This window comes from Segatella salivae DSM 15606 (assembly GCF_000185845.1).
In the GTDB taxonomy this organism is placed as follows: Bacteria; Bacteroidota; Bacteroidia; order Bacteroidales; family Bacteroidaceae; genus Prevotella; species Prevotella salivae.
In genome coordinates this window covers 1,631,731-1,658,431 of sequence record NZ_GL629647.1, presented here as the reverse complement: position 1 = coordinate 1,658,431, position 26,701 = coordinate 1,631,731, and the positions used below count along the sequence as shown (strand labels likewise).

Genomic DNA, 26,701 nt, shown 5'->3' with positions numbered 1-26,701 from the left:
GACTTACAAATTGAGTGGTTGATTTTTTTTATTTAGAAGCTTATATTCAGAATAGAATCAATTATTATTAGGATTAAAAGATTAAATTAGGATGTGTTTATGACAATGAAGAAGATTTATTGTAGCCCTGTTACAACATTAATCGTTTTTGAAGCAGAAGTGAAGTTGCTGACGATTAGTGCTGGGACGACAGATCCTGTAGAGGGTGGTGACCCAACAGGTGGTAATGGTTCTACTCCCAACCCGTTTGCTGCTTTTGGTAATGCAAAACGACATACTTGGGACGATGATGACGAGGTAATTGGAAATTAATAATAAACAAAGAACGAATTCATCTTATGATTAAAACGAGTATAAGACTTTTAGCATTTTGCAGTATTGCGATGAGTGTGTTTACTGCATGTCAATCGAATGATGTGGATAATGATAAGGATGACAATACTGTCCAGCATATTTATACGATAAAGGCGGAGTCGACAGCTGCACAAGATAATATAATTCCCACTAAGGCTCTTGCTGTTGATGCAAATAATAAGAAAGTGTTGCACTCTGAGTGGGCGCAAGGCGATAAGATTATTGCTTTTGTGTCAGACGATGGAGTTGAGAATAATAGTACTACCTACTCGATGATAGAAAGTGTAAGCAAAGCTAAGAGCAGTCTGTTCACTGGCCAAATAAAGGCAAAAGGAAATAGAGCAATCAAGCTTACTGACGACCTTTGCTTCTTCTATCCAGGTGCTGCAGTCGGTAAAAGCATCCAGCCTGTTACGAAAACGGGCGAGGATGACGATAAACCTTATCATGATGAGGTTGACCATATATCAAACCTTCTTGCGTTGAACCTGACCCGTCAAGATGGTACAGCAGAGACAATTGGCAAGTTATATGACTTCCAATACAAGAAAGTTAAGCCCAAGAGCATTGAAGGTTCGACTATTAATGTGAGTATTGGAGATATGAAACGCATCGTATCTTTGTGGGGTTTGCGTTTCACAGACGCTAATAATCATATTTTGACCAACATCGATTCTGTTTACATCTCAAATGTAAAGGGATCTGATGTGTTTGATCTCTCAGCGGGAAGCTTCGTTGCGAACAACCCAGCTGATGAGAGTATGAACATCGTTGTTACCCCTCCTACGGGTCAGAAGGTATCGTCTGCAGGTGGTAAATATACATACATTTCGCTCCTCCCTGGCACCTATACCGATGTACTTATTATGGTTTACGTGGGTAATAAATGCTATAAAAAAGAATATTCAAGTTTGAGTTTCGACGAAGGAAAGGTATATCACTCTGACCTTTTGAGTATGCCCGAGGTATTGCCAGAGCCATATGTGGAGGTGCAAGGCATCAAATGGGCAACAGGAAACTTCATCCATTATGGTCCAGAGAACGGTGGTTACTGGGGTATAGCACCAGCGCAATGGTGGATTTCACGCCGTGCGGTGAAGCTCGGAAGCGACCGTAAACCAGCAGCAAATGGTATACTTCAGTCTTCACAGTTCGAAACTTCACCTACACAAACAACTGATGATGTAGACCTTTTCCGCTTTGGTGACATTAAAAATGCCCTCAATCTGCATAGGGGTACATACACTGATAGGGATATTACTGTAGATAAATACTACGCTCCTAAGGTGCTTGGTATACATCAAGAAGTAGACAGAAGTCAAGCTGAGTATGGTGACATTGTACGCTACTATACAACGGACAAAAAGCAGAAATATCGTATGCCAACCGAAGATGATATCACTACCTTGTACACCAAAGCCAATGCAATGCCAGCTTATTGTGTAACAGAACAAGGTACATTTGTATATGGTGCATACTTCACAACGGCTGGTGCCGTACGAGTAAAGTCATTCCCAACAAGGGTTAAATCGCTCTATAAGTACACCAATGTTACGGCACTTGTACGTGCAAACAAAGGCTTGTTCTTGCCTATTACAGGTAGACGTGTAACCTTATCTCCTACAGTTGGATTTAAAGATATGGCGTATGGAGCAGGTGCATATGGACAGTATATGACCTCAACCTCCAGAACAGTGGCTCTGTCAAGAGACTTCTTCTTCGGTCCAACAGAATGGAACTTGTCTGCAAATGGTAAGGCTCAGGCTAAGGCTATCCGCCCTGTTTGGATATCTGGTGAGGAAGATTCAAACCACAAACCAGTACTTGACCAGGATTATAAGAACCTTCAGAACACGTTAAAGATCTGGTAAGAAGATAGAATAACATTACGTTAAGATAAAAAGTGGTATGCAGTTTTTTGTGCATACCATTTTTTTGTTATACTACAAGTATATAAAATTCGTGTTTCTCCGCGCTTGGCGAAAGTCATTTCCCGAATGGTTTGGCATTTCCGCGCTTGGCGAAAGTCGTTTCCCGAATGGTTTGATGTTTCCGCGCTCGGCGAAAGTCGTTTCCCGAATGGTTTGATATTTCCGCGCATGGCGAAAGTCGTTTCCCGAAAGGTTTGGAGTTTCCGCGCATGGCGAAAGTCGTTTCCCGAATGCTTTGGCGTTTCCGCGCATGGTGAAAGTCATTTCCCAAATGGTTTGATGCTTGCGGGCCTCCCGCAAAATAGTGGGGCAAGTGGGAGGCGACAATGTTGTGAAATGCAGGATGATGGGACGTCAACTCATTCAAATTAATCATTCTCGTGTGGCGTTATTTTATTTAAAATAAAATAGATTAAAATATGGCGCAATCGATTTTTCTTTATACTTTTGCATCCGAATCAACGTGAATTCAGGAAACTATTCTTTGATAAACGTGCATGATAACGTGTCATGCCAATTCATTAACACAAGATAATGGCACATTCTAAGCTCGCGTGAGCCTCTGCCCATATATCTTAATACAATCATTAAAAAAATGAATATCATTAAAAAAGGATTTAAGAGAGAGTATATCAAGCCGAGTATTGTTATGTTTGCTATGAGCAATGAAGAATATCTTTTAGCAGCAAGTCCTAATGTGCGCCCCGGAGGCGGTGGTAACCCACCAGGAAGTATTACCATTGAGCCACTCGTTCCTGTTGATGGAGGCGATGACGACAATCTTGAAGGATAATGTAGAAACTTAAAGAATGATGAATTAAAGATGAGAAAAAGATATTTCTTAGCAGACTTACAGACGTTTCTTGCAGCCGCTTTGGCTTTATTTGCAGTTTCTTGTGCTGACAATGACCTACAAGACGATTCGGATAATGGCGATAAAAGCACTATGGTTCGTTTCGATATTAACGAAGATAATGAAGTGGCCAGTGCACGACAGAATCCTTTCAGTCGTACAGCAAATGTGCAAGAAGCCAACGAACAGCGTTTCATCGGTCAAAAGTTGTTGCCGAATAACAACGCAAATCTCAATCTATGTTTGATTGAAACCACTGTCAGCGGTGTTAATCCAGTGAAGCACGACGCAACCACACGCGCCAATGTTATTAACAGAATGTCACTCGGTGACTTCTCATCAACGGGCGTTCGTGGCACATCTGCAGCCAATATTACGGAGAGTTGGTTTAACAATGCAAGAACAAAGAATAATGGTGAGCTTTATTCCTCCTTATTTTGGTCGTGGAATAAACCTTTCGGGCGATTCTTTGCCGTATATCCTGTGATGAATATCAATGCTCCCGATGCCACAAACAGCGCCAGTGTTGAATTTACTTTGAATACGGATGTTCGGAAACAAGTCGACCTTATGACTGCATGTTCAGGCGATGTGCACTATGCCACACGTCTGCAAGCACCAGTAACAAGCTTGAATTTCCGCCATGCTTTAACGGCTATTCGCTTTGCTGTGGGGCAGAATCTGTCGTTCGATAAGACAATCAAGCAAATAACGCTTAAGAATGTGTTGCTCAAAAGCAAATTCGTTTTATCCAAATCCTATGATGGTTCTGGTGCGCAATGGGTTTCTACGGGGTATAACACGCGTGGAGATGTTACGCTTGATGGCTTGAATTACAAGACCAACGAAAACCCAAACAGCATAGTAAGGGATGTAACAATGTATCCTTCGGGCGCAGCTTTAGCTAATCTAAAGGACAATTACACGTTCTATATGATTCCCCAAGAGCTGACGAATAAGGTCACTGCTGTAATTACATTTACGGATAATACGGATATTTCTGTACCGCTCAAAGGTTCGTGGGAGGCTGGAACAACACGCACTTACAAGCTAAGCCAGAAAACTTCTACGTGGAATTATACGCTTGAAGCAACGAGTCCTGCGGCTGTAGGCTATAAAACTGCTCAGTCAGATAAATATAGTATAACGAGTTATCGCACTGCTCCCGATGGCACAAAAAAGCCTGTTGCCTGGAAGGTTGTGGGCTATAGTGTAGACGAAGGAGTCACATGGACTGAGAATAAACCGGCATGGTTGACGGCTATCAGCAAGACATCGGGTAGTGGTGGAACTGAAGCCGAACAGGGAACTGCTACCTTAGTTCCAGAGATAGTAGACCTCACAGCTAAGCGTAACAAACAATTGCAGGAGTCAACGCCATTGGGTACTGCTGCAACGCCCTATAATTTATCGAACAATAAGGGTGAGATTACCGTGCAAAATACGGCAAATTGTTATGTCATCTCAGCCCCAGGATTTTATTGTATTCCGCTTGTCTATGGCAATGCCATTAAGAATGGAGAAACCAACGCCAGCGCTTTCAAGAGTGGTGCACCTGTAACAAAGGTAACGTTTGGTAGTCCTGCAGCTGAAAAAGATGTTATTCTCCACACTTTTGTAGACCATAATGGCGCTCCTATCACCGACCCTTGGATAGAGAAAACTAATAATAAGGCCAATAATGGCATAGATAAGGCAGAGGTGGTTTGGGCTGATGAAGCTAATCTTGTGACGCTTCCTACAACTTCAATCTATCGTGATGGCAATGGCAATGCTTTCGTTAAGTTTGAAGTTAAGAAAGAAGATATCAAGAGTGGCAACGCAGTTCTTGCCGTGAAAAAGGGCAATACCACACTCTGGTCATGGCATTTGTGGTTTGCACCAGCGGAGGTTTTGAATAAGATTCCTGTCACAAACAAACAAGGAAAGGTATATAACTTTGCGAGTGAGCCGCTTGGTTGGAAACCCGATGTATGGAGAGGTACGCCTTATTCAAGTCCACGCAGTGTGAAGATAAAGGTTGAACAAGAGATTGCCAACGCTGGAGTAAAGCAGCAAGCAGTGGTTACAATTACGCAAAATGCAGGTATAGAGAAGAATAGTGGAGCCGCAACGATGTATCAGTGGGGACGAAAAGACCCCTTCCCTGGTTCGAATTTGCCTCCTAAACAAGGCTCAATCAATAGGAATGCAGGCGATCAAATCTATATGCAGAACGTCATTCAGAACCCTGGTTTCTTCTATATAACCGGAACAAATGCTGCAGGAATCATTAACACGAATGCCGGATTGACGAAGTATTACTATTTCTATAACTTATGGTCAATTAATAACAGGACCGCCAGTGGACTGAATCATATAAACAATACTCCTGTTGTCAAGACCATCTACGACCCTTCTCCTGTTGGATTTAGTGTCCCTTCAAATGCCGCTTTCACGGGTTTCACAGCCAATGGACTAAACGAAGGCACGATGAATGTAGACGGAACAGACAATCAAACATCGTATAATGCGCAATATGGGCATGTGTTCTGGACCAATAGCACAAAGACATCAACTATCGCTTTCCCTGCAGCTGGCTATCGAGATTCAAAGTATGGCGCTTGGTTCTATGGCGGAACAATCGGTGATTATTGGTCGGCCGACCCGAATGATGTTAATAATGGTTGTGTCATGGGCCTGCAAGTAGACAAGGTTTATCCGCTTTATCGTAACATCCGTACATATGGTTTTGCAGTTCGACCCGTAGCCGAATAAGCGTAATGTGCCTCAATAGGCGCAATTGAACATAACTTTAAGGCCTGTCTTTCCTTAGTGAAAGGCAGGCTTTTTTATATTCATTAATTGGGTGTTTAATCCGTTTCTAAACACTATAAAATATAATTTAACAAATTTATTCTAATGTATTCTGAAACTGAATATTACGTATTTATAATCAGTATAATGAGATTGTTAGTATGGAAAAACATTAATTTTATCGGTGTTTTATGCAAAAGAATGCGTAACTTTGCACCGGAAAGCAATCATCTCAACTTTGAAAAGAGTTATTCTATAAACTATTCATTCATTAATAAGAGAAAGAAATGAAATTAAACTGGACATCACGCTGTGTATTTACTCGTAAGTCGTTGGCCCTTTTATTATTATTGTTTGTAGGAAATCTAACAGTCTTAGCACAGGCAGGTAGCAAAGCTGTGAAGGTTACCATAAGTCCTAAGTCAGGAAATATTATTTCTGTGCGTTCGGCGAGTAATCTTGAAGCAGGCTCTGAGGCTGGATATGGCTCGCTCTTTATCCACAATCAAGCTCCGCTTACCTATACTACGACCGACCAACCAGAGTTTTCGGCCGATGGATTGATGCGTAACCACACAGGAAACATTCGTTTCTATGATCATAATACCACTAATCCTGATGATGAAAGGGTTGTGCACATTACGGGTATCTATAACTCTTTTGCTGCTCTGGCTGTGCCAAAAGGATACCGCATCACGAAATACACCATCCGCATTAAGAATAATCTGCACGGTAGTTATGGACAGGCTGACTATGATATCTTAAATAAAGCCTTCCAATTTTCCGATGGTTCACAGAAACTAACATGGGGACAATGGGTGGATTGGTACTTTGGTGAAATCCCAAAGTCGGATGTTGCGAAGAGCAATGCAAAGAAGAAAAATTCCGATATGCATTGGATTGGTACGCCAGTCAGAATCTATCACTCTGGCGATGGTAAGACAAAGACCTACGAACTGACGCGTGGTAACGGCACAACAGATAACCTTGGTAACGTGATTTACTTCACTTTCATTGGTGATCACCAATATACCAACATACTCTCGGGCTTTGAATACGAATCATTCGAGGTTGATATCGCTCCGGATGTGGAGTTCCCTGTGTCACTGGCGCCTTCGAATGCTTCTGAAGAGAATACTAACTTGGTGGAGAGTGGTTTTGAAACGCGTAAGATTGATGTGGGAGAAATTAAGCGAATAGAAAAGAATGGTAAGAAATTCTTAGCTTATGAACCGAGCAATATCAAGCAGATGGAAGCTACAGTGAAGCTCTTCCACGAGTCAGCTGTTGATAATGGAACATGGAAAAAAACTACAGGTAGCAATCAATACATCTCAGCTTTACAGGTTGGAGGTGCGAATTGGAATGCGTTGAAGCGTGGCGTTTACTATATAGAAGCACCGACTAAGGTTGTAAATACATATGCTGATGGAACTGAGAATATTGTTCCTGTAGGCTATCGAATTACGGGTGCAACCTTTAAATATACGTATGGTGCGAACCAATCTGCCAGTCAGCAGGGCTTCAGAATTAAGAAAAGTGGGACGAATGCATACCTTAACAGGTACCTGCAATGGACCTCTTTAGCCTCCAGTTGGGAGCAAGATGCTTCAGGACGAATTTATATGCAGGGTGCGGGTGGTAGCAAAACTTATCTTAGAGTAGTAGCACTCACAAACTCTTACGACTACTCTATCACAACGACGACAAATAGTTCAGATGCCAGTATGAACTGGTTCTTTGATTCAGAAGGTAGACTTTACAACCTCATTTATGGTTATAGATATTATTTGCAATATATACCTGCAACCTCATATCCCTATGCACGAACTGCATTGTCTTACTATTGGTATGGCGAAACCCCGAAACGTGAGTCGTCAGGTTCTGCTTTTGTGCCACAGAACTTCACCTTGAAGGTATATGATAAGACGGGTACAACGGTTGAAAAGACTGTAAACGTATCGACAACCAATCGTGATGGCTCTTTCGACATTACTGGTCTGAACAACGATGCGGTGAAGTTTGCGATTGAAAATACTACGGGTATGGCGTTAGTGAACGTAGATGTGAAGATGGAACCATTGAATCCGTATGTCAGTACGGCTGATATCGTGTGCACAGGAGCGCAAGGTGAGGAGATGACACGTACGTTTACGAATGCAACAGACTTCAAAATGGGTGGCGATCTCTTTGTATATAAGGTGCCACTTGGCTTCTCTTCTCCTTTACAAGGTAAGTTCTCTTTCCGTAATTTGAAGTCGCTCTTTGCTGATGACACATATCTGAACTGTGATCCTCGTGACGGAACAGCACGCTATAGCTTTGTAGGTTCGAAGTATACCCCCGTAAATGGTACTGATCTTTATAGCAATAGCTATGATCCTAACCATACATATCTTGATAAAATTGAAGTTAAGGTGGCTGGAAATAAGGCTTTCGTGTTCAACAATTCAGCTGAACTTGACCGCAATAGAAATACGCGTGCAACGCTATATCTCACTGAAACTCCATATAGTGCAGCTGCTTATACAACACAAGGGGGTAACTTCGACGAAGCAAACTCTGTAGTACAGATAGGTGAAATAAAGACGCTTTATCTCTTTACTAAGGATGAAACGCGGTATAACATAGCGCCAACAACCAAGGAACAACATGAGGCTTTTGCCTACTATACTACAACTATTAAGTTGGCTTCAGGCAACTATACGCCTAAGGTGGAGTGGACGAAAATCTATGATAAGACAAATTATTATAAGACGTCTACTGACCAAGATAACCAAGAAGCTATGTACGGGGCAAAAATCACTACAACAGATGCTGGATTTGATACTGAAGAGAACTCTTCTTATGGTTATTTGACAATATCACAGATTAAAGATGCCATGACAACAGCACTTGGTGGGAGTAATGCTCCGACATCACTTGACCAAGTACTTTATGTCAATTGTGCCGAGCTTTTCAGTGTTGTGGGTAGTATAGGAACATTGGCAGGGAGCATGATGAATATGACTTCGTTTAAGGATTTGCTCGCCAAGAATGCTATAATCTATCTACCTTATCGTTCAGAGGCACAAGCAACAACAAATAATGTGGCTGTAGCAAAGGAGGAATCTACGGATGATTTCACATCTTCTGTAGACTTTAAACTCATTGATAAAACTCCTTTCTATGCACCATTTAATATTCAATTGTCGGCTAATAATTATGCAATCTATGAACGAAAAGTTACATATAATGGATATGGTACAGACACTTATGCCTCTATCGTATTACCTTTCGCCTTGTCTGTTGATGGTAATGGTGAACATAAAGACGACCTTGGAGGCTTCTATGAGTTTACAATTGGCAAGATGAAGAATAATGGATTGACATATAATAACACGCCACAGCTGCAGGGAACTGACTATCAAGCTACGGCACAATTTAGTAAACTATCAGCTGATGCTACAGCAAATACGGATTATATTGTACGTCTCCCACGTGCGAATGCTACGTCACAAGTACTTTTTACCATACGACAGAAGGCTGCACTCATTGAGAAAACAACATCAAAAGACCAACTCTTAGAAGGTGAGACAGTTCAAAATACACTTGATGGTGCTGCTGCTAACTTTACAAGTTATCATACTTATTCTGGTGTAAGGATGGAGAAAACAATGAATCAAAATGTGTTCTACTTCTCTTATAATAAGTTTGTTGCACTGCGAAACCTCCGTAAAAATATGCTTTATCAATGGCCATTCCGTGCTGTTTATAGATTTAATGGTTCGCCAACTGCGGAAGCTAAAATGCTTAATGCAATCAATATATCATTTGATGAATGGGAAAACCAATCATTAACGAATGGTATTCAAGTTGTGGATGAGCAACCCACACTTGCTGTTACGACTATCGGCAATAATATTATTGCTATAAGTAAACAGGATACGTCTTTGAGAATATATAATATGTCGGGGCAGGTGATAGCCAATACAATCATAAAAGCTGGAGAATCTCGTATTTTTAGTGTCTCCACAGGTATTTATCTTGTTAACGGAAAGAAAATAACGGTAAAATAAATTGCTATATGAACAAAAACTATATACAACCATTGGTAACTATACATGAGTTAGAAATCGGTGCTATTATGATTGAGGCATCCGACCAGGGAGATCATGCTGAGAGTAAACCAAACCTGTTTGATGAGGACGAAGATTATAATTGGTTTAACTGGGATGATGAAGATAAAACATCAGTAAGCAGATAGTGAATGGTAATTCATTTTCATAAATATGTGGTTAAGGCTGAACTTTGAGAGAAGTTCAGCCTTTTTTACTTAATCTTCTTCATTAAAGTCCTTACAATAGTTTAATGCATAATATAATGTTTTGAAGTGTAATGGCTTCCAATTGTGAGAGAATAAAGTTCTGATTCTGCATTCTTGATGTTTTTATATATACATTTTTTTGTTATTTTTTCTTTGAAAATATACAGAATAAAACCTTATATCTATATTTAAATGAAACGTTTAGATGAATCAGTATAGTTCTCTCCGATATCTGATAATAATTAATATAATTTAGATTTTTCTTGTTTTTTTCGTCTATTCTCTTTATATTTGCATTGTAATAAGATTATATCAAAAACTAAAGTAGAAACTTCCCGATAAAAGACGTGATACAGCATGTTCTTTTACATAATAGCTATCGTTTATAGGTTTTAATCGTTAGAGATGGCTGATTGTGTGTAAAATATTTTAATTACTTCAAAAACAACAGATACAAAAATGAGAAAAATTAGACAGTTATGTAGGTTCTGTGCACTTATTCTGCTATTTGTTCCGTTGCAACTATTTGCTCAGGGACAAGATGTTAACTTCAAATGGGTTGGCAATGACTTGTCAACTGTGATTGGAAATAGCAATGCAGACATGAATGTTGTGTATCTTTATAATGTAGGAACTGGTAAATATCTGAACGTAGGTTCTATTTGGGGGACGAGTATTTCAGCCTATGAAGTGGGTATGCAGTTGCACTTGACGCAGCAAGGAACTAACACCTATCATCTGGAGGGTGTGTTGGCTACTGATGATGGTCACATGATTGGCTTTCCACATGTGCTACCTGGTGATATTGACCCAGATAAACAATCGAGTTGGGATAGAGTGTTTTGTGACCGATTGACCACAAATGCCTATATCGATTGGACCATTGAAGAGACTGCGTCAGGAAGTAAAACTTATACTTTATACTGTAAAAACGATGCGACACCTGCAATTGTACATGGAAATCGCTATCTTGTTGTTGATCCAATGGTATCAGGTTCAAATAGATTAAATTTCATTTATCCTACTGATCCTACTACTTATGGGGCTAATGCGCAATGGAAATTTATTACATTAAAGGACCTCAAAGATGTGTTTAAGTCCCAGTTTGCTTCTACAGAGTCGCCCGCTGACGCTACCTTTCTACTGAATGATCCCGATTTTATGAGAAGTCACAAAGAAATTGGTAAGTGGGTAGTGTCCGGTTTACAGGAATCTATGCTTCCTTCTAAGTATGCTTTCAATCAAGAGGCACCTAATACTTTCTATGTGGGTATGGGACAGATGAATAATTGGCCTGATAAATACACACGTTTATACGGAAGTTACTGGATAGCTTCTATTCGAAACCTTGGTAATAATGCTAAAGCTAATGGTTCTGTAATGCAAAAAGTAAATGTATTGAAGAAAGGCTGGTATAAGGTTTCATGTGATGGTTTTTATAGTCCAGGTGCAGGAAGCACCATGAAGGCAAATCTTATAGCAAATGTAGAGGGTGTTACAGATGGTCGTTCTGATGTATCTACAGAGCTGAATGTATTTGGGAAGGAGTTCAATTATACTAAAGAAGAGTTGACAAAGGTGTATAAAGCTGTTGATGTTGCAGTGGAAAGTCCTTATATTAAGGCCGCAAAACTCTTTGAAACAGGAAGATATAATAATTCAATCCTTGTGTATGTACCAACTAATGGCGACCAACTTAATGTAGGAATTAAGGTTGAAGGCTCGGATAAGGAACTTGATTGGACTGCTTTTGACAACTTCCAATTGAAGTATTGTGGGGATGAAGATATGGTACTTGATGAGATGCAAACATCACTTGACTATTTAGCGAAGCAGTCGCTTGTACCTACCAATGCCTATACGCTTATCTTGAAACGTACTTTCAAAGTAGGAGTATGGAGTTCTATTACGTTACCTGTATCGCTTACGGCAGCCCAATTCAAGACTGCTTTTGGTGATCAGGCTAAGTTGGCTCGTTTGAAAGGACAGGATACTGCTATCCCAACACGTATCGATTTTGAGAAAGTAGATCTCACAAACGATAGAGATATAGTCATAGAACCCGGAAAACTTTATATTATGCGCACTACAAGAGGTGCAAATGTTCAAACAGGTTCTTATACGAAAATACTCAATGATGGTTCGCAAGTGGTAGTGCAGGCACCTTATTATACAATTAATAACGTTGTACTCCCAACTGCCCCAGTTCCAATTTTCCGGGAAAATGCTAAGTCGACAACTACAGATGCTGGTGATATTCAATTCTGTGGAACACAAATAAACCAAACAACAAATGTTGTTCCTGCTCGTTCTTATGTGCTCGGTGCAAAGGATGGGAAGTGGTATCACACAGAGAATGCTTTACCAGTAAAGGGATTCCGTTGTTGGATAGCTACAAATGTAAATACTTCGAGCCCAGCTAAGCCTCTCACGTTCATGATTGATGATGTAGCCTATGATAATGTGATGGGTATAGAAAGCATACAAAGCGTAAAAACAAAACAACCTATGCATGGTCCAGTATATAATCTTCAAGGACAGTGTGTGGCTGCTGATGCATCGCAAATAAATACTCTTCCTGCGGGAGTTTATATTGTTAATAGAACAAAAGTGGTTGTAAAATAAGGAGAGTTATATATGAAAAAGAACTATATTCAACCTAAAACGGAAGAGTTAAAACTATGTGTTGAACATTCTTTCTTGTTGTCTTTCTCACAGGTAGACAATGATGGTGATGGTACAACAGACCAGCGCCCTATCAATGAAGGAGACCCAGATGGTGGTGTTGGCGCTAAGCCTGGTTGGTTTGGAGAGTTTGATGACGAGGATGATTCTTGGTGATGGTGAGATATTTACCTCGGAATCTTGTATTCATTGAAATTGAAAGAGGATTCAACGAATAAAGATTTATCTTAAAACAACCATTTCTTTTTTCTTCAATAGACGTTTTGTGATAACTCAATTGAGCATCTTTTACATTGTAAAAGATGCCTTTTTAGTCTCTAAAAGATGCCATTTCATCGTGTAAAATGGGGCTAATGACAGGCTTATTTGTATCGAATCATTTTTCCATTGATTATCATAGAAATGATGAAGCATACCATAAAGAATTGTCACAATCGCGTGTTGCTTACAGATGATGTGTTGTATTGGTCATTATTTTGCCCAAGGTTGACAAGGGAAATCCTTATGCTTAGGTAGGTTTTTAGGGCAAAAGGTCATGTGAAATTAACTTTTACTTGATTTTAGGTATTGGCTTTTACGTCGTTTTTTTATAACTTTGCAAACGTTAGATTTATTTAATAAGATTGTATTAAGATGAAAATGAAGTTATTTTTATTGCCTGTTACGATGCTGTTTGCTGTGGTAACACCGAGCGAAGCGCAAACAGAGAGTCCGTTTGACTCCGTACAACAGATTAAGGAAGTTGTCATTAGTACGACTCGTATACCTGAGATGAAGTCGAATGCTGCCGCTTCTGTGACGATAATCGACCATAATCAGATTGCTGCAATGGCTAAGATTGCTCCGGATATGTCTAAACTTCTCGGCTTACTTACACCGGGAATGGCCCTCTCAAGCAATACAACGAGTTCACGCTCGCAGTCACTTCGTGGTCGTAGTGCCTTGATTTTGATTGATGGAATTCCACAGTCGACCCCACTAAGATCTACGGATAGAGACATCCGAACGATTGATGTTTCGGCCATAGACCATATAGAAGTGGTGAAGGGTTCAACGGCTTTATATGGCAATGGGGCTATCGGCGGACTCATAAACATTATTACCAAGAAAGATGTTACAGGCAAATCTATTGCCGGACAAACATCGCTCTCGGGGTCAACCTATAACTTTTTCCGTCAGAAACGCGGTCAGGGATATCGTCTGAACCAGCAGTTGTATGGCACAGTAGGCAAATTTGACTACCTTGTTAATGGTGCTTTCGGTCGCACAGGAAGTAGCATTGACGGCTCAGGACAGTTTATTTCTCCGCGCTATGGCCTTGGAGATACCTATACAACGAATGCACTTGTGAAGTTAGGCTATGCACTTTCGCCCAAGAATCGATTGGAGTTCATGTATAATTTCTATCGTAGTCTGCAAGATACAAAGCTAATCCCCTCAGCAGGTAAGTATCTTCAGAAGCCTGCTATAGGCATTTTGGGCAATAAAGACCCTCAAGCCGTAGACGAAGGCACTCGTTATAACCACAATTCTTACTTGAAATTCACCTCACGTGAACTCTTTTCACACACTGATTTCGAAGCATCCATCTTTGGATCAAGCCTATATACCATCTTCGACTTCCGCAAAGCGAACCCCGCTCAGCCGCGTTGGGAAGGTACAAGCGGTCAATCGGCAGTGAAAGATCGTAAGTTTGGTTTCAGAACTCAATTCAGTTCGCGTCTTATTTTCTCTGATAACGCCTTCACACATCTTGTTTATGGCTACGACTATCTATTCAACAAGACAGCTCAACCGCTTGTAGACGGTCGCTATTGGGTGCCTTGGCTGACGAGCAACAACCATGCTCCATTCCTCCAAACGAAGACAACGCTGTGGCAATGGCTTAATGTTAAGTTTGGTGCACGCTATGATTTCATTAATGTTCGCGTGCCAAATTATGACGTGCTTCGCAACAAAGTGACCGATCCTGTGGTGCATGTGGCAGGCGGATCACTAAGATATAACAATGTATCTTTCAACGTAGGAGTCTCTTATAACAAGGTGGCTGCCTTCCAACCCTTTGTTGCTTACTCACAAGGATTCTCTATTTTTGACTTAGGACGCACGCTTCGTGCAGCCAAAGCTGACGTGTTATCGAAGATTTCTACAGCTCCAGTGAAGACAAATAACTATGAGATTGGTGCTTATTCTGATATCAACCATTGGCTGCAATTAAGCGGTTCATTCTTCTATACCTATTCAAAACTTGGCAGCGACCTTAAGATTGAGAATGGTTTCTGGGTAGTTAACCGCACACCTCAAAAGGTTTATGGTGTTGAACTCAGTGCCGATGCGCGCATCTTGCCTAATCTTAAGGCAGGAGCAAACTTCTCTTGGTTTGAAGGAAAGCTCAAATCGTCTACTGGAAAGTGGGATACGTATATGTCAAATATCTCAATCCCTGCCGCAAAGTTGGGCATGTATGTCAACTATTCGCCTATAGAAAACACCTATTTGCAGTTGCAATATGTGCACACGGGTAAGCGAAACCGCTTTGCTCCGAATGCTTCGGGCGTATATAATGAAGGAGAAGGTATTGTGAGACGTATCAATCTGCTGAACCTTATGGCTGGTGTGAAGGTGAAATCATGGGATTTCAGTCTGGCTGTTTCCAACTTATTGAACTATACTTACTATACACCTGCTTCGATGTTGATGGCACGTAACGCCGAATATGCACATGCCGACGGCCGTAACATCACTCTTACCGTGGGCTTTAGATATTGATTTTATAGGCTGACTATTCAGCAATGGTTTGACGGTGCCATAGCAGAGAGAAACCGTCGACAGCGAGTTTAATATTATTTCAAAGGCTCACGCTTCCTTATTTTATTGGGAAATGTGAGCCTTTTTCTTTATAGTTTGTCTTAAAGATAATGTGAATGCAAATCTTTTTAGACTTCAAGAGCGGCGTTATTCAAAAAATTCTCGGTTGGTCTTTACGTCATACCATCCTGCAATGCCATCCTTTTTGATAGTATAGAAAGATTTCGTTACACGCTCAATGCTATCATAAACGGGTGTTGTGTCGCGTGGAAAGAGTCCTATTTTATGGTCTTTATAGAAATAAATCAGTCCATCTTCTTTAAGAATTACTTGGTCATTGTCAATTGGAAGCAATACTTTCCCCGTGCATTTCACGACAGGGTAGAGATAAACGGGATCCTTCCAATCATCCTTTTTCGGCATAATGCACTTGGGTTCTACGTATTTTGGTTGGACATAATCATAGGCAATAATACCAAATTTGCCTTTCCTGCCTACACGAATCCACTGTGGATGGATATTAAGTTGATGGAGAATGTTGCTGTTTTCACTGCGTGTGAACTCCTTACTCCAGTTAAGGAAGGTCACAGAGTCTGTTGAAAGGCAGCCTGAAAGCAGGTAGCGTTTGTCCTCTTCTTCCCGAGTTCCAGGACCAAAAAGATAGTATTTCATGAGGTGTTCGCCCTTCTTCTTGATAAGAGAATACGTCCATTTCGCTACTGTTCCACACACAAAGATTGGATATTTCGTGGGTTCTTTAATCTGTTCTCCCATCTCATTGTAGTAGGCTGCACCCTGTTGGTTTAGCACTTCAATACATCCCACTTTGCATTCTGCAATCTCATGCACCATTCTTGGCTTTCCAAGTTGAAGTTTTTCTAAGTAGAGATTGAACACATCGATATCATTTCCGCGTGTGGCAACAATGAAACGGCTGTCACAACGGATAGAATCGTATGTCTCTTTCAAAACATTTTGTCCCAATAAGTTTAGCAGATTATACTTTCCTTGGGCTGTTTCCGTTGTGACATATTTGCTATTTAAGGAGAAATATAGGAAGTCATAAGGACTTGCTTCGGCATATTTCGCAGGGGCAGGAGATAGTTTTGCAGCGGTTGTTTCAGAGTGAACCTTATACAAAAGGCCTCCTTTGGCGTCTGGAAACATGATATAGGAGACACCTCTATCATAGAAAATGAAGACATTTTTGCCATTTTTAAGCGTCAAAACCAATGGTAAGAGGAAATCAGAACGCACCGAACGCCAGGTTTTAAGCGTATCAGGAACGGTCTTAGATAGTGTAAATTGATGGTTATATCGCTCTTTTTCACCATAGAAAAGCTGTTGAACGATGCTGAGATCTGGTCTTAAGAATTTCAGCATATAGGTGACCCTGTCGGCATCACGACGCCATTTCTTATTGTCGTGTACCACAAACGACTTCCCCATAAAGGTGTTCAGAGGCGTTGACTGCAAGTCGTTTACCTCGTAAAACACTTCATTTTGGGCTTCAATATTATTGAGTGTAAGCGTATCTTCGTCAGAAAAGAGTTTCCAATTCACCAGCAACTTCTTAGGATAATCATTGTCTTTGGTCTTCTTTATGTCTATATTTAATCGCTTTTGTATATAGCGTTGCCCACCTATTTTCGTATAAACCATCACCTCATAACGGTTCTTACTAAACCCAATAGCATCTGCATTAGGGATTGAAAACTGTTGTTGTGCATGCGAAGTCAAGGCAAAAACACAGGCATAAAAGAATAAAGTTGAGTTGTCTTTTCATACGTTTTGACGTTTTATTTTGCAGACAAAGATAAACAATCTCAAGGAGAAAAGGAATTTTTTTTAATGAAAAAATGAGATGAAGGGAGTGAGTTTTCTAAGAAAAAGCAGTTTTGTCGTAGGCCTTTCTGATAGATATTCGTGCATAATTTTCTTGCATATATCGCAAAAAATGACGAATATTGCAGTATAAAATCAGATTTTCAGTATCATAAGCACTATCAATAGATGTTCGTAAAAGCTTTAAAATATCGTGTCAAATGGGTTTGGAATTGGATTCATCGCATGGGATATTCGCGTGGATTTGGCGTTCAATCTCCCTCAGCCTATAGCTTTATACGCTATGTTTTGACGGAACATTATCCCTATTATGCTTATGATGAGCTGAAAATGAGATTCAAATCATTCGATCATGCCACGAAGAAGAAGGGGCGACTCTATTTCCGTTTGGCCAACTATGCACAGGCTTCGCATTGGTTTGACTATCATTCGGCAGAACAACCTTATGCTGCTTATGTGCATGAAGGATGTCGAAAGACAGTCTTTCAAGCAATAGATGGCAAGCCGATTCCTAACGCGTTTCGTATCGCAAGGCTATCGATGACCGAGGATTATCAGGCTGTTTATGAGGCACTTTGCAAGGTGGCAACAGATGATTCCATTCTCATTTTAGAGGGAATCAACGATAACAAGGACACAAAAGCATTCTGGAAACGTGTGCAAGAGAGTCAAAAGGCCACGCGAACTTACGATCTTTTTCTGTGTGGAATCATTGTTTTCGACACGTCAAAACATAAACATCATTACATTGTTAACTTCTAATCATAGGCTGTTTGCAATGAAAACGCATGGTCTTTTGTAGCTTTTCTTTATGTAAAACTCTCGATAAGGAGCCATATATTCAGCAGCGTTACGATGCCAGCTAAGCCATAAAGGAATAGCTTATTAGGCAAACTGTTGGCATATTTGCCCATAACGCGGGGTGAAGAGGTTAAACTTATCTGTAGAAACATCGTGAAAGGCAACTGAATTGATAGGAACATTTGCGATACAATCAGTCCTTTGAACGGGTCACCAATAAAGAATATCAACAGCAAAGCTATGCCAAGAGACAACACAATGCCTACAATGGAGTGCGTATCTTTGGCATTATACGACTCGCCGAATAGCCCAGAGAAGATACTTCCGGCTGCCATTCCACTCGTGATTGTGCTGGATATGCCGGCAAGGAGTAAGGCAATAGCAAAGATATTGGCTGCATTGTGCCCGAGAAGTGGGTGGAGCATGGCCTGCGCTTGAGCCAGTTCTTCGACATGTTGGCCATGAGCGAAGAACGTAGTTGCCGCAAGTAAGATCATGGCAGAATTGATTGCCCACCCCACAATCATGGAAAACAGCGTATCAAAGAATTCATATTTCAACATGTGTTGAATGCGTTCGTCTCCTTCTAAGTGTATTTCTCGGCTCTGAACTATCTCAGAATGCAAGAAGAGATTATGTGGCATCACGACGGCACCCAATACACTCATGATGATCATTAGCGACCCTTCAGGAACTGAAGGCACAAAAGCGCCCTCTAAAGCTGACGGCCAATGCACGTCAACTAAAAAGAGTTCATAGATAAACGACAGGCCAATCATCGATACAAATCCTATGATAGCACGTTCCATTTTCTTATAACTGTTCGTGAAAAGCATAATGAGTGTGGCCACCGTTGTAAGCACTGCACCCGTTGGAATGCTTATACCGAAGAGCATTTGTAACGCAATTGCACCGCCTAATATCTCTGCAAGTGAGGTCGAAATGCTGGCTAAAATCGCACTCACTACAATGGGACGACCTGCCCATTTGGGTGAATATTTAACGGCAGCTTCACTTAAACACAGGCCAGTTACAATGCCAAGATGGGCCACATTGTGTTGAAGGGCGATGAGCATAATCGTTGATAGTGTCACCACCCAAAGCAAAGTGTAGCCATATTCCGACCCCGCGGCAAAGTTACTCGCCCAGTTTCCCGGGTCGATAAAGCCCACAGTAACGAGTAATCCCGGTCCAATATATTTGAAAATGTCTAAGGCTCCCAGCACATGTGGGTGGTCCTTGCGACGTAATTCTTTGATAATATTCTTCATTTTTCTTTGTTTTCTTTCTTTAATCTGTTACGACAAAGATACGATAAAAAAGGGAAACTTGAAACCAAATGATGCAATTAATTCTGTAATTAGCCAAGAAATCACTTGTTATTATGACGAAAAAGTTTTATATTTGCAAGCAAGTGCCATGCTTTTATGTTTCTAATACCTAAAAATTGGCATTGACTATAGATATAGAAATCGTTGAATATCAATGAGAAAACCAATGAAACAGTTGTTAAAATCCTTGTTCCTTGTCCTTTTATGTGTATGGAGTTTATCCCTACATGCTGACGTTTTTAAAGGTATTGTCATAGATGCTGAAACACGACAACCCTTGAGTGGTGTTACCATTAAAGCCGTTCAGAGTGGTCAAGGCAGTGATAATTGGACCATAACTAACGATTATACAAGCGACAGTCTCGGTCATTTTGTAGCAGATGTATGGATGGAAGGGCGAATCGCTTTCACGTTTTCAAGCATTGGTTATCACTCTACTCGTATCGTGGATTATAGCTATGGTATGGAAAGTTCGGATTCCGTTGATATGGGTACAATAGCACTTCATCCCACAGCCATCATGCTTCAAAAGGTTCAAGTGAGTGCAAAGATGCCGCGTATCACCATGAGTGGCGACACTGTTGTGTTCCATCCAGAGGCTTTTAAGTTAGAAGAGGGCGACCGACTTGACGTGCTTATCCGCAAACTTCCTGGCGTTGAACAGCGTAATGGGCAGCTCTTTTGGAACGGAAAGCCCATTCGTCTCAAGATGAATGGTAAGGATGTCTTTGGTGGAGGAAGCATTCTTGGTCAGCTTCCTGTAGTAGCTGCCGACAAGATTAAACTCTATGAGAAGCAATCTGAGCTTGCAAAACATACGGGAAATGACGATGGTGATGGCCAGCAAGTACTGGATATACAAGTGAAACCCAATTTCCTTGATAAATGGTTTGGCTTTGCCAGTGCCGATCTTCGCACGAAACGGGAGTATCAAGTGCAGCTACGTGCCTCGCGATTGAGTGATAAAAATCCCGTAATGGCCTATGGAAACCTCAACAATGAGAACTATGCCACCGCCTATGGGCAGTCATGGGCTACGATGTGGCCTATTGATTATTATGGTCGAAACCAATATGGAACAGTGAATTATCAGCATAACTGGGAGCTGAAGGGCGCGAAAGAAGGCACAGAAAACTATATAAACTTTGGCCCAAGTATGGCTCATCGTGATGGCTGGGGCACGGATGTAGAGAGCACCGACTATTTCCTTCCGGGACAACAACGCTCGTTTTCGCTCATGAACAATGCGCATAAAAACCATGAACTCGTACCGTCATTCAGCTCTGAAGGCTCATTTTATACGGATGAAAAGAATCAGTTCTCCTATAATTTGATGTTAGAATACACAAAAGGCAATAGGCATAATGAGACCCATCGTGCTCAGTTTGACGATGACCCCTATCAGTTTGCCGACAATCCGCTGGCAGAAAGTGCGACAGTACCATTTGGTTCGCCGCTCTATCAGCACCTAACGATGCGCGATGATAGCCACGTTGACACGAGAACTAAGCAGACAAATCTGCATCTCGACATGCATTGGGCACACTTCTTAGGTGAGAAAGGGCGTTATGGTCTTGGCACTTCAACGACCTATAAAGATGATTTCAGTCGCATGAGCAGCCGTAGAGATGTCTCCAGTCCACACGGATTAAACTATCAAATGTGGCAATATGGCCACAATTCTGGCGTCGACTGGCAGTCTTCTTTGAGTGAAAACCTTTCGTATTGGTTTGATAAAAACTTCATGGTTGAGGTCACAAATGAAACCGAATACAAATATCTGCGCCATCGAAATCACTTTTATACCGACACCGATGCCTTCTATGTGGTTGGCGATCGGCCTACAACCCTCGACCCAGCAAACTCACTTCTTGAGCACACTCGCCTGTGGAAGAATAGTGTTAAGTTGGGAACGCTGTTGAAATTCAATAAGAAACTCATGCTCAAGTCTAATCTCTCATGGATTAGTCAGCGTGAAACCACCAACTATCTTCGTGGTCGTTTGGACACGGTGGCACGTCGGGTGAGCAATATTTTCAACCCAGAAGTGAAGCTGCAATGGAAGAATGGACGTCGTGCTTCGTTTGATTTGTCTTGGCTTTATGAAACAAAGCTGCCGGAGTTATTATCCACTTTAGACTATGAAGACAGCACAGATCCCTTGTATATCACCATGGGAAATGCTCGCCTTAAACGCGAACACGACTATTTGTTTGAACTCCGTCATCATCGACTTTTCCCAAGATTGCAGCTCAATCTGATGCTAAAGGTGAGCTATGGGCACACGATTAATCCTGTAGTTTCAGCCTTTTGCTACAATCCTTCCACGGGAGTTTATCGCACAAAACCCATGAATACGCCCAGCCATAACCGCTATAATGCAGAGCTTGACTACGACCAAGGGCTTGGCATCTCATGGCGTTTGCATAATAAGATGACGGCGGCATGGGCACGTTCTTATGGTTATCTGCTCGCTACGAACTTCAATCAGCCGCTTCACCTCAGTCCTCTTAGCCGCTTTACCTATAAAGATAACATGGAACTTAGCTATGAAAAGCAGAGTCTTTCGGTGAAACCTTATGTAGAGTTTACTTACAATCGCTATCGTTATCAGGCTTCAACCATCAACAATTCTGACCTCATCAGGTGTGACTTTGGCTTGAAAACAGTCTATACAAAGGACCATTTTGAGTTTGTATCTAACGTGCATGACCTGTTCCGTTCGGGTTATCTGATGCGCGAATTTAATGGTCATCGCTGGCTATGGGATATTGATGTGGTGTATAAAATGCTGAAAAACAAGGCAGCTATCATATTGAAAGTGGCTGATATTTTCAATCGTGACACGTCTTTCTCCAATGTGTCTGAGGCCTATAGTCGCACGGAAAAGTGGCATGATACGAATCATCGCTATATCTCAATCTCATTTGGTTATCAGTTAGACCCCAAGCCACAACATAAATAAAGCCTTTTCTTTTGAAAATGATTTGCGTCATTTCACGGCATGATTTCCCTCATTTTAGGCGATGAAATGGGGGAAAACACGAGGTCATTTGCCATAGATTGCGTGATGAAAAAATAGGCCGATGTCTATAGGTGCAGGAACTTGTTCCTTTGTTTCCAAGTTGATGGTCTTCACTTTACAATGCCCTTTTCTGTGCAATATAGGCTTTCAAGCCTTCATCCCCCAGCACATCAATGTCATCATAGAGGCCAAGAATGAAGCGACCAATGCCAAGATAGCTCATCACATCTGTCTCAAGAATCCAATGATAGTCGTCTTCTGGGGTGAAAAATGCCGATGAAATGGGATATTCTTCACGCATAAGGTTATAGGAAAGCTGTCCCATTCGGAGCCGAATGGTGTAGCGTTGCTCTCCCGAAAAGCCAAACATATCGGTAAAAACGCTTTTATGTTTGTCGGAATGTATCCATGGTGCGTCGTAGATTTCAACCTTTCCAATGCGTGCCAACTTAAAAGTCTTGTTCGTTCCAGAGGCTAATTCATAGCAACGTACATCCTGATGATCATTTAAAAAGAGGAAAGGCTCAACGACACGGTCACTGAATGAGTGGCTGTGGGGAGAGGAATAATGATGCAAACAAACAATATGTTTGCTGTTGATAGCCGTTGTCAGGTCGCTAAGGTTTTGCATTAGTTTCTTCTTATAGCGTGAATCCGTGACAAGACGCAAGTCATATGTGCGCTCCAACTTATTCTTTATAGACGCAATGGTGGGGCTCTTGGTGTCGGCACCCGAGGCTAACTGATGCAGTAAAGCAGCCTCTGCCTTCGTGAAATTGACCGCAGTGGTGATGCGACGGAAGAAGGGTGAGTGTGGATCAAGACGATAACAATTGCCATTTCTAACGACATTAAACCCATAATCGCGTAGAAATTGCAGATAGTAATAAAGGTTACGACGCGTGCATTGCAAATGTTCACACAAATCATTTGCTGTATAATCTGTGCCATCGGTCATCAAAAGGATGAGCGTAAGCTCGTTGCCAAGTTTCTTCATAGAGTTGATTCCTTACCCAATCTCACGGAAAGGGTGGGGTGTTCGTTTGATATTGCTATGTTGTTTCAATACTTTCCATTACATGAAAGAAGAGAAAGAATGCTATTTAAACACCAATTCTCCTTCGTCAAGTTCGTGCTTTCTCCCTTTGGAAAGGTTGGGGTGGGTGTTAAAACTCTTGCGATGTAACGCGCAAAGTCCATGCTTCTCTATGCCCTGATAATGCGTTTTCGTGGGATATCCCTTGTTTTTCTCCCAGCCATAGAAGGGGAATCGCTCGGCCTGTTCAGTCATATAGTCGTCTCGATAGGTTTTTGCGAGGATGCTGGCTGCTGCAATACTCAGATATTTTCCATCGCCTTTGACAATACAAGTGTGAGGAAGAATCTTACCTTCATCGGGTAATCCCTTGCCGATGACATAGGGATCGAAGTGGTTTCCGTCGACAATGACCGCCTCAGGACGCAGCTTTAGTTGGTCCAAGGCACGGTGCATGGCTAAGAAACTGGCGTGAAGAATGTTGATGTTATCAATCTCTTCGGGTGTGGCTACACCCACTGCCCAAGCTAACGCCTCATGTTCTATCTGCTCGCGCAAGGCATAACGTTGTTTGGCGGTAAGCTTTTTACTGTCGTTTAACAATGGATTCACATAGTCAGTGGGCAGGATAACGGCCGCAGCGACAACGTTTCCGGCTAAGCATCCACGGCCTGCTTCGTCGCAACCCGCTTCAATCAACCCACTATTGAGATAGGGAAGGAGCATTATATTGTTAATAATTGTTATGTGTTAACACTTTTAACAGGTGTAGATTTGGTGTGAAAAGATACTTCCATGCTTCCATTTAACTTTGCAATCGTAATTGAAGATGAACAAAAAACAACTGAAAATATGGAAAAGAATATCTATCTTGAGTGTGAACAACATCAGTCATCACAAAGTCTACGCCAATTTATTGTGCGCCTGAAAGACATTGTTTGTCGCCCCGTAAGGTGGTTTTCAGCATATTATTCGGCTGTGCTTGGGCGAGAAATCAGCATGCGTCAGACCCTGCATCTGCTCAATGCGCAGTTGGCTTTCGTGTTTGTTGTGTTGCCAGCAGACATCAGTTTTGTGGCCAGAGCCGTTTGTTGTGGTTGGCTGTTGAAAGCTGTCATGGCGTGTCGCAAGTCACTTTAGAACATGGTTGAGATGCGCTTAATGCCTGCAACGAGTGCATCGACCTCTTCTTTTGTATTGTAGAGGGCGAAACTTGCACGTGAGGTTCCGAGCACACCCAAGCGATTCATGAGTGGTTGTGCACAGTGATGACCCGTTCGAATGGCTATACCTAAGCGGTCAAGTAAGGTTCCCATGTCCATGTGATGAATGTCACGGAGTTGGAAACTGATAACCGCGTCGTGGTGAAGTCGCGTCACATCAGCGTGTGAAGGCACGCCAAAGAGCTTCATGCCTTCAATCATTTGGAGTTGTGAAATGGCATAACGTGTGAGCTCTTCTTCATGCTTTTGTATAGCGTCCATGCCCAAAGCAGAAACATAATCGAGGGCTGTGGCAAGGCCGGTAGTGGCAATGTAGTCGGGTGTTCCAGCCTCAAACTTCAATGGTGGGCGTTCAAAAGTTGACTTTTCAAAGCTCACATGTTCAATCATTTCGCCTCCTCCTTGGTATGGCGGGAGTTTATCGAGCCACGCTTCTTTGCCATAGAGTACGCCAATTCCTGTTGGACCATAAACCTTATGCCCGCTAAACACAAAGAAATCGCAGTCCAACTGTTGCATGTCGACCTTGAAATGAGGAGTACTTTGGGCCCCATCTACAACGACGGGAATGTTGTGTTCGTGGGCAATGCGGATAACTTCTTCAACAGGATTGATTGTACCGAGCACGTTGCTAACGTGAGAGATGCTGACAATCTTAGTCTTCTGACTAATCATTTTCTCGAAGGCTTGCAAGTCCATAGCACCGTTATCATCCATAGGAATGACTTTCAATACAATGCCTTTTCGGGGTTGTTGGAGTTGCCAGGGCACGATATTGGAATGGTGTTCGACGGTAGAGACGATGACTTCATCGCCTTCTTGCATGAAAGCTTCACTGAAACTTGAGGCTATTAGGTTTAATCCTTCGGTGGTTCCACGTGTGAAAACAATCTCGTTTACACTCTTTGCATTGATGAATTTCCGTACGGTTTCGCGCGCACCTTCATGGAGTTCGGTTGCTTGTTGGCTGAGCCAGTGCACACCGCGATGTACATTGGCGTTGACATTCAAGTATTCTTCGCGCATCTTATCAAGCACACAAAGTGGCTTTTGCGTAGTTGCGGCATTGTCAAGATAGACAAGTGGTCGGTCGTAAACCATGCGGGAAAGGATTGGAAAGTCCTTTCTTATCTTATTTAAATCATAATCCATAATGCAAATTTAATAGTGATTGCGGGCTTACTCTTTACCCAATGAGAAACACCAAAGGCTGTTTGAGGGAGTGAACGATTCAAATTGAAATGATGAAGCCCTTTCTTTCAGTGCGTAAGAATAGGCTTTTGACGGCCTACTTACATAGCTGGCATCCCTCACATTTATTCAATTCTCCGCGGAAACGCTTTTCAACGAGGTGATGAAGTCTGTCGCGCAGAGGTTCAAGTTCCATTTTATCGATGACTTCATTGACGAAAGCGAACTCTAAAAGCAGCTTAGCCTCTTTGAGACTGATACCGCGTTGCTGCATATAGAATAAGGCAGCATCGTTCAATTGGCCTACCGTTGACCCATGAGCACACTTGACATCGTCGGCATATATCTCGAGCATAGGCTGTGTATACATGCGAGCCGTCTTGGCAGCACAAAGGTTTTGATTGGTCTCTTGACTGCTTGTTTTCTGTGCTTCCTGGCGAACAAGCACACGACCAGCAAAGGCTCCAACAGCGTGGTCATCGAGAACATACTTATAAAGTTCGTTACTTGTGCAGT

19 protein-coding genes are annotated in these 26,701 nt (G+C 41.8%); 13 read left to right on the top strand and 6 right to left on the bottom strand.

The genetic code is table 11. The annotated features are described in order from the left end of the window. Positions 1 to 105: 105 nt before the first annotated feature. The 10 genes from HMPREF9420_RS06800 to HMPREF9420_RS06755 all read left to right on the top strand — a co-directional run bounded on the left by HMPREF9420_RS06800 (position 106) and on the right by HMPREF9420_RS06755 (position 15,694). On the top strand, positions 106 to 312 hold the full coding sequence (locus HMPREF9420_RS06800) for a hypothetical protein (protein ID WP_044079144.1): 207 nt from the start codon (positions 106 to 108) through the stop codon (positions 310 to 312). 26 nt (positions 313 to 338) lie between these two features. Beyond that, positions 339 to 2,225, top strand: coding sequence for a hypothetical protein (locus HMPREF9420_RS06795; protein WP_007134787.1), 1,887 nt, complete (start codon positions 339 to 341; stop codon positions 2,223 to 2,225). A 105-nt stretch (positions 2,226 to 2,330) separates the two neighbouring features. Next, positions 2,331 to 2,657, top strand: coding sequence for a hypothetical protein (locus tag HMPREF9420_RS06790; protein WP_147625638.1), 327 nt, complete (start codon positions 2,331 to 2,333; stop codon positions 2,655 to 2,657). A 223-nt stretch (positions 2,658 to 2,880) separates the two neighbouring features. After that, positions 2,881 to 3,078 carry a hypothetical protein gene (locus HMPREF9420_RS06785; RefSeq protein ID WP_007134785.1) on the top strand — a complete coding sequence of 66 codons (198 nt, stop codon included), beginning with the start codon at positions 2,881 to 2,883 and terminating at the stop codon, positions 3,076 to 3,078. Positions 3,079 to 3,108: 30 nt separating this feature from the next. Beyond that, positions 3,109 to 5,895: a fimbrillin family protein gene (locus tag HMPREF9420_RS06780; protein ID WP_007134784.1), complete on the top strand. Its 2,787-nt coding sequence runs from the start codon at positions 3,109 to 3,111 to the stop codon at positions 5,893 to 5,895. A 326-nt stretch (positions 5,896 to 6,221) separates the two neighbouring features. After that, on the top strand, positions 6,222 to 9,992 hold the full coding sequence (locus HMPREF9420_RS06775; RefSeq protein ID WP_007134782.1) for a T9SS type A sorting domain-containing protein: 3,771 nt from the start codon (positions 6,222 to 6,224) through the stop codon (positions 9,990 to 9,992). Positions 9,993 to 10,000: 8 nt separating this feature from the next. Beyond that, positions 10,001 to 10,180, top strand: a complete 180-nt coding sequence (locus HMPREF9420_RS06770) for a hypothetical protein (protein ID WP_007134781.1) — start codon at positions 10,001 to 10,003, stop codon at positions 10,178 to 10,180. A 519-nt stretch (positions 10,181 to 10,699) separates the two neighbouring features. Continuing rightward, positions 10,700 to 12,865 carry a hypothetical protein gene (locus HMPREF9420_RS06765; RefSeq protein ID WP_007134780.1) on the top strand — a complete coding sequence of 722 codons (2,166 nt, stop codon included), beginning with the start codon at positions 10,700 to 10,702 and terminating at the stop codon, positions 12,863 to 12,865. Positions 12,866 to 12,877: 12 nt separating this feature from the next. Beyond that, entirely contained in the window at positions 12,878 to 13,081 is a 204-nt protein-coding gene (locus HMPREF9420_RS06760; RefSeq protein ID WP_007134779.1) for a hypothetical protein, read from the top strand. Between the two features lie 477 nt (positions 13,082 to 13,558). Continuing rightward, positions 13,559 to 15,694, top strand: a complete 2,136-nt coding sequence (locus tag HMPREF9420_RS06755; RefSeq protein ID WP_007134777.1) for a TonB-dependent receptor — start codon at positions 13,559 to 13,561, stop codon at positions 15,692 to 15,694. Between the two features lie 186 nt (positions 15,695 to 15,880). Here the strand turns inward: HMPREF9420_RS06755 and HMPREF9420_RS06750 are convergent, their stop codons facing one another. Next, positions 15,881 to 17,473 (bottom strand): hypothetical protein, encoded by a 1,593-nt coding sequence (locus HMPREF9420_RS06750; protein ID WP_007134776.1) that lies wholly within the window; start codon positions 17,471 to 17,473, stop codon positions 15,881 to 15,883. A 273-nt stretch (positions 17,474 to 17,746) separates the two neighbouring features. Between HMPREF9420_RS06750 and HMPREF9420_RS06745 the strand changes: the two genes are divergently transcribed. Beyond that, complete coding sequence (locus HMPREF9420_RS06745; protein ID WP_007134775.1) at positions 17,747 to 18,340, top strand: hypothetical protein; 594 nt, start codon at positions 17,747 to 17,749, stop codon at positions 18,338 to 18,340. Positions 18,341 to 18,387: 47 nt separating this feature from the next. Here the strand turns inward: HMPREF9420_RS06745 and HMPREF9420_RS06740 are convergent, their stop codons facing one another. Further along, a complete protein-coding gene (locus tag HMPREF9420_RS06740) occupies positions 18,388 to 19,650 on the bottom strand; it encodes an Nramp family divalent metal transporter (RefSeq protein ID WP_007134774.1) in 1,263 nt (420 codons plus the stop codon). A 226-nt stretch (positions 19,651 to 19,876) separates the two neighbouring features. On the opposite strand from HMPREF9420_RS06740, the gene HMPREF9420_RS06735 reads away from it, so the two are divergent. Then, positions 19,877 to 22,675, top strand: a complete 2,799-nt coding sequence (locus HMPREF9420_RS06735) for a peptidase associated domain and porin domain-containing protein (protein ID WP_147625636.1) — start codon at positions 19,877 to 19,879, stop codon at positions 22,673 to 22,675. Between the two features lie 175 nt (positions 22,676 to 22,850). On the opposite strand, the gene HMPREF9420_RS06730 is transcribed toward HMPREF9420_RS06735, so the two are convergent. Both HMPREF9420_RS06730 and HMPREF9420_RS06725 read right to left on the bottom strand, forming a co-directional pair. Next, positions 22,851 to 23,732, bottom strand: coding sequence for a helix-turn-helix transcriptional regulator (locus HMPREF9420_RS06730; protein ID WP_007134772.1), 882 nt, complete (start codon positions 23,730 to 23,732; stop codon positions 22,851 to 22,853). Positions 23,733 to 23,834: 102 nt separating this feature from the next. Next, complete coding sequence (locus HMPREF9420_RS06725; RefSeq protein ID WP_007134771.1) at positions 23,835 to 24,497, bottom strand: ribonuclease HII; 663 nt, start codon at positions 24,495 to 24,497, stop codon at positions 23,835 to 23,837. 126 nt (positions 24,498 to 24,623) lie between these two features. On the opposite strand from HMPREF9420_RS06725, the gene HMPREF9420_RS06720 reads away from it, so the two are divergent. Further along, on the top strand, positions 24,624 to 24,911 hold the full coding sequence (locus HMPREF9420_RS06720) for a hypothetical protein (protein WP_044079142.1): 288 nt from the start codon (positions 24,624 to 24,626) through the stop codon (positions 24,909 to 24,911). On the opposite strand, the gene HMPREF9420_RS06715 is transcribed toward HMPREF9420_RS06720, so the two are convergent. Further along, the gene (locus tag HMPREF9420_RS06715; protein ID WP_007134769.1) at positions 24,908 to 26,146 is read right to left on the bottom strand and encodes an aminotransferase class V-fold PLP-dependent enzyme; all 1,239 of its coding nucleotides are present in this window, start codon (positions 26,144 to 26,146) and stop codon (positions 24,908 to 24,910) included. The two genes, HMPREF9420_RS06720 and HMPREF9420_RS06715, sit on opposite strands and share 4 nt — an antisense overlap. Positions 26,147 to 26,282: 136 nt before the next feature. Continuing rightward, a partial coding sequence (locus HMPREF9420_RS14650) for a SufD family Fe-S cluster assembly protein (protein ID WP_007134768.1) occupies positions 26,283 to 26,701 on the bottom strand: 419 nt, incomplete at its 5' end.

Coding starts and splice junctions, on each gene's coding strand:
- HMPREF9420_RS06800 (WP_044079144.1), top strand. CDS start 106: ATGAAGAAGATTTATTGTAGCCCTGTTACAACATTAATCGTTTTTGAA.
- HMPREF9420_RS06795 (WP_007134787.1), top strand. CDS start 339: ATGATTAAAACGAGTATAAGACTTTTAGCATTTTGCAGTATTGCGATG.
- HMPREF9420_RS06785 (WP_007134785.1), top strand. CDS start 2,881: ATGAATATCATTAAAAAAGGATTTAAGAGAGAGTATATCAAGCCGAGT.
- HMPREF9420_RS06780 (WP_007134784.1), top strand. CDS start 3,109: ATGAGAAAAAGATATTTCTTAGCAGACTTACAGACGTTTCTTGCAGCC.
- HMPREF9420_RS06775 (WP_007134782.1), top strand. CDS start 6,222: ATGAAATTAAACTGGACATCACGCTGTGTATTTACTCGTAAGTCGTTG.
- HMPREF9420_RS06770 (WP_007134781.1), top strand. CDS start 10,001: ATGAACAAAAACTATATACAACCATTGGTAACTATACATGAGTTAGAA.
- HMPREF9420_RS06765 (WP_007134780.1), top strand. CDS start 10,700: ATGAGAAAAATTAGACAGTTATGTAGGTTCTGTGCACTTATTCTGCTA.
- HMPREF9420_RS06760 (WP_007134779.1), top strand. CDS start 12,878: ATGAAAAAGAACTATATTCAACCTAAAACGGAAGAGTTAAAACTATGT.
- HMPREF9420_RS06755 (WP_007134777.1), top strand. CDS start 13,559: ATGAAAATGAAGTTATTTTTATTGCCTGTTACGATGCTGTTTGCTGTG.
- HMPREF9420_RS06745 (WP_007134775.1), top strand. CDS start 17,747: ATGTTCGTAAAAGCTTTAAAATATCGTGTCAAATGGGTTTGGAATTGG.
- HMPREF9420_RS06740 (WP_007134774.1), bottom strand. CDS start 19,650: ATGAAGAATATTATCAAAGAATTACGTCGCAAGGACCACCCACATGTG.
- HMPREF9420_RS06735 (WP_147625636.1), top strand. CDS start 19,877: ATGAAACAGTTGTTAAAATCCTTGTTCCTTGTCCTTTTATGTGTATGG.
- HMPREF9420_RS06730 (WP_007134772.1), bottom strand. CDS start 23,732: ATGAAGAAACTTGGCAACGAGCTTACGCTCATCCTTTTGATGACCGAT.
- HMPREF9420_RS06725 (WP_007134771.1), bottom strand. CDS start 24,497: ATGCTCCTTCCCTATCTCAATAGTGGGTTGATTGAAGCGGGTTGCGAC.
- HMPREF9420_RS06720 (WP_044079142.1), top strand. CDS start 24,624: ATGGAAAAGAATATCTATCTTGAGTGTGAACAACATCAGTCATCACAA.
- HMPREF9420_RS06715 (WP_007134769.1), bottom strand. CDS start 26,146: ATGGATTATGATTTAAATAAGATAAGAAAGGACTTTCCAATCCTTTCC.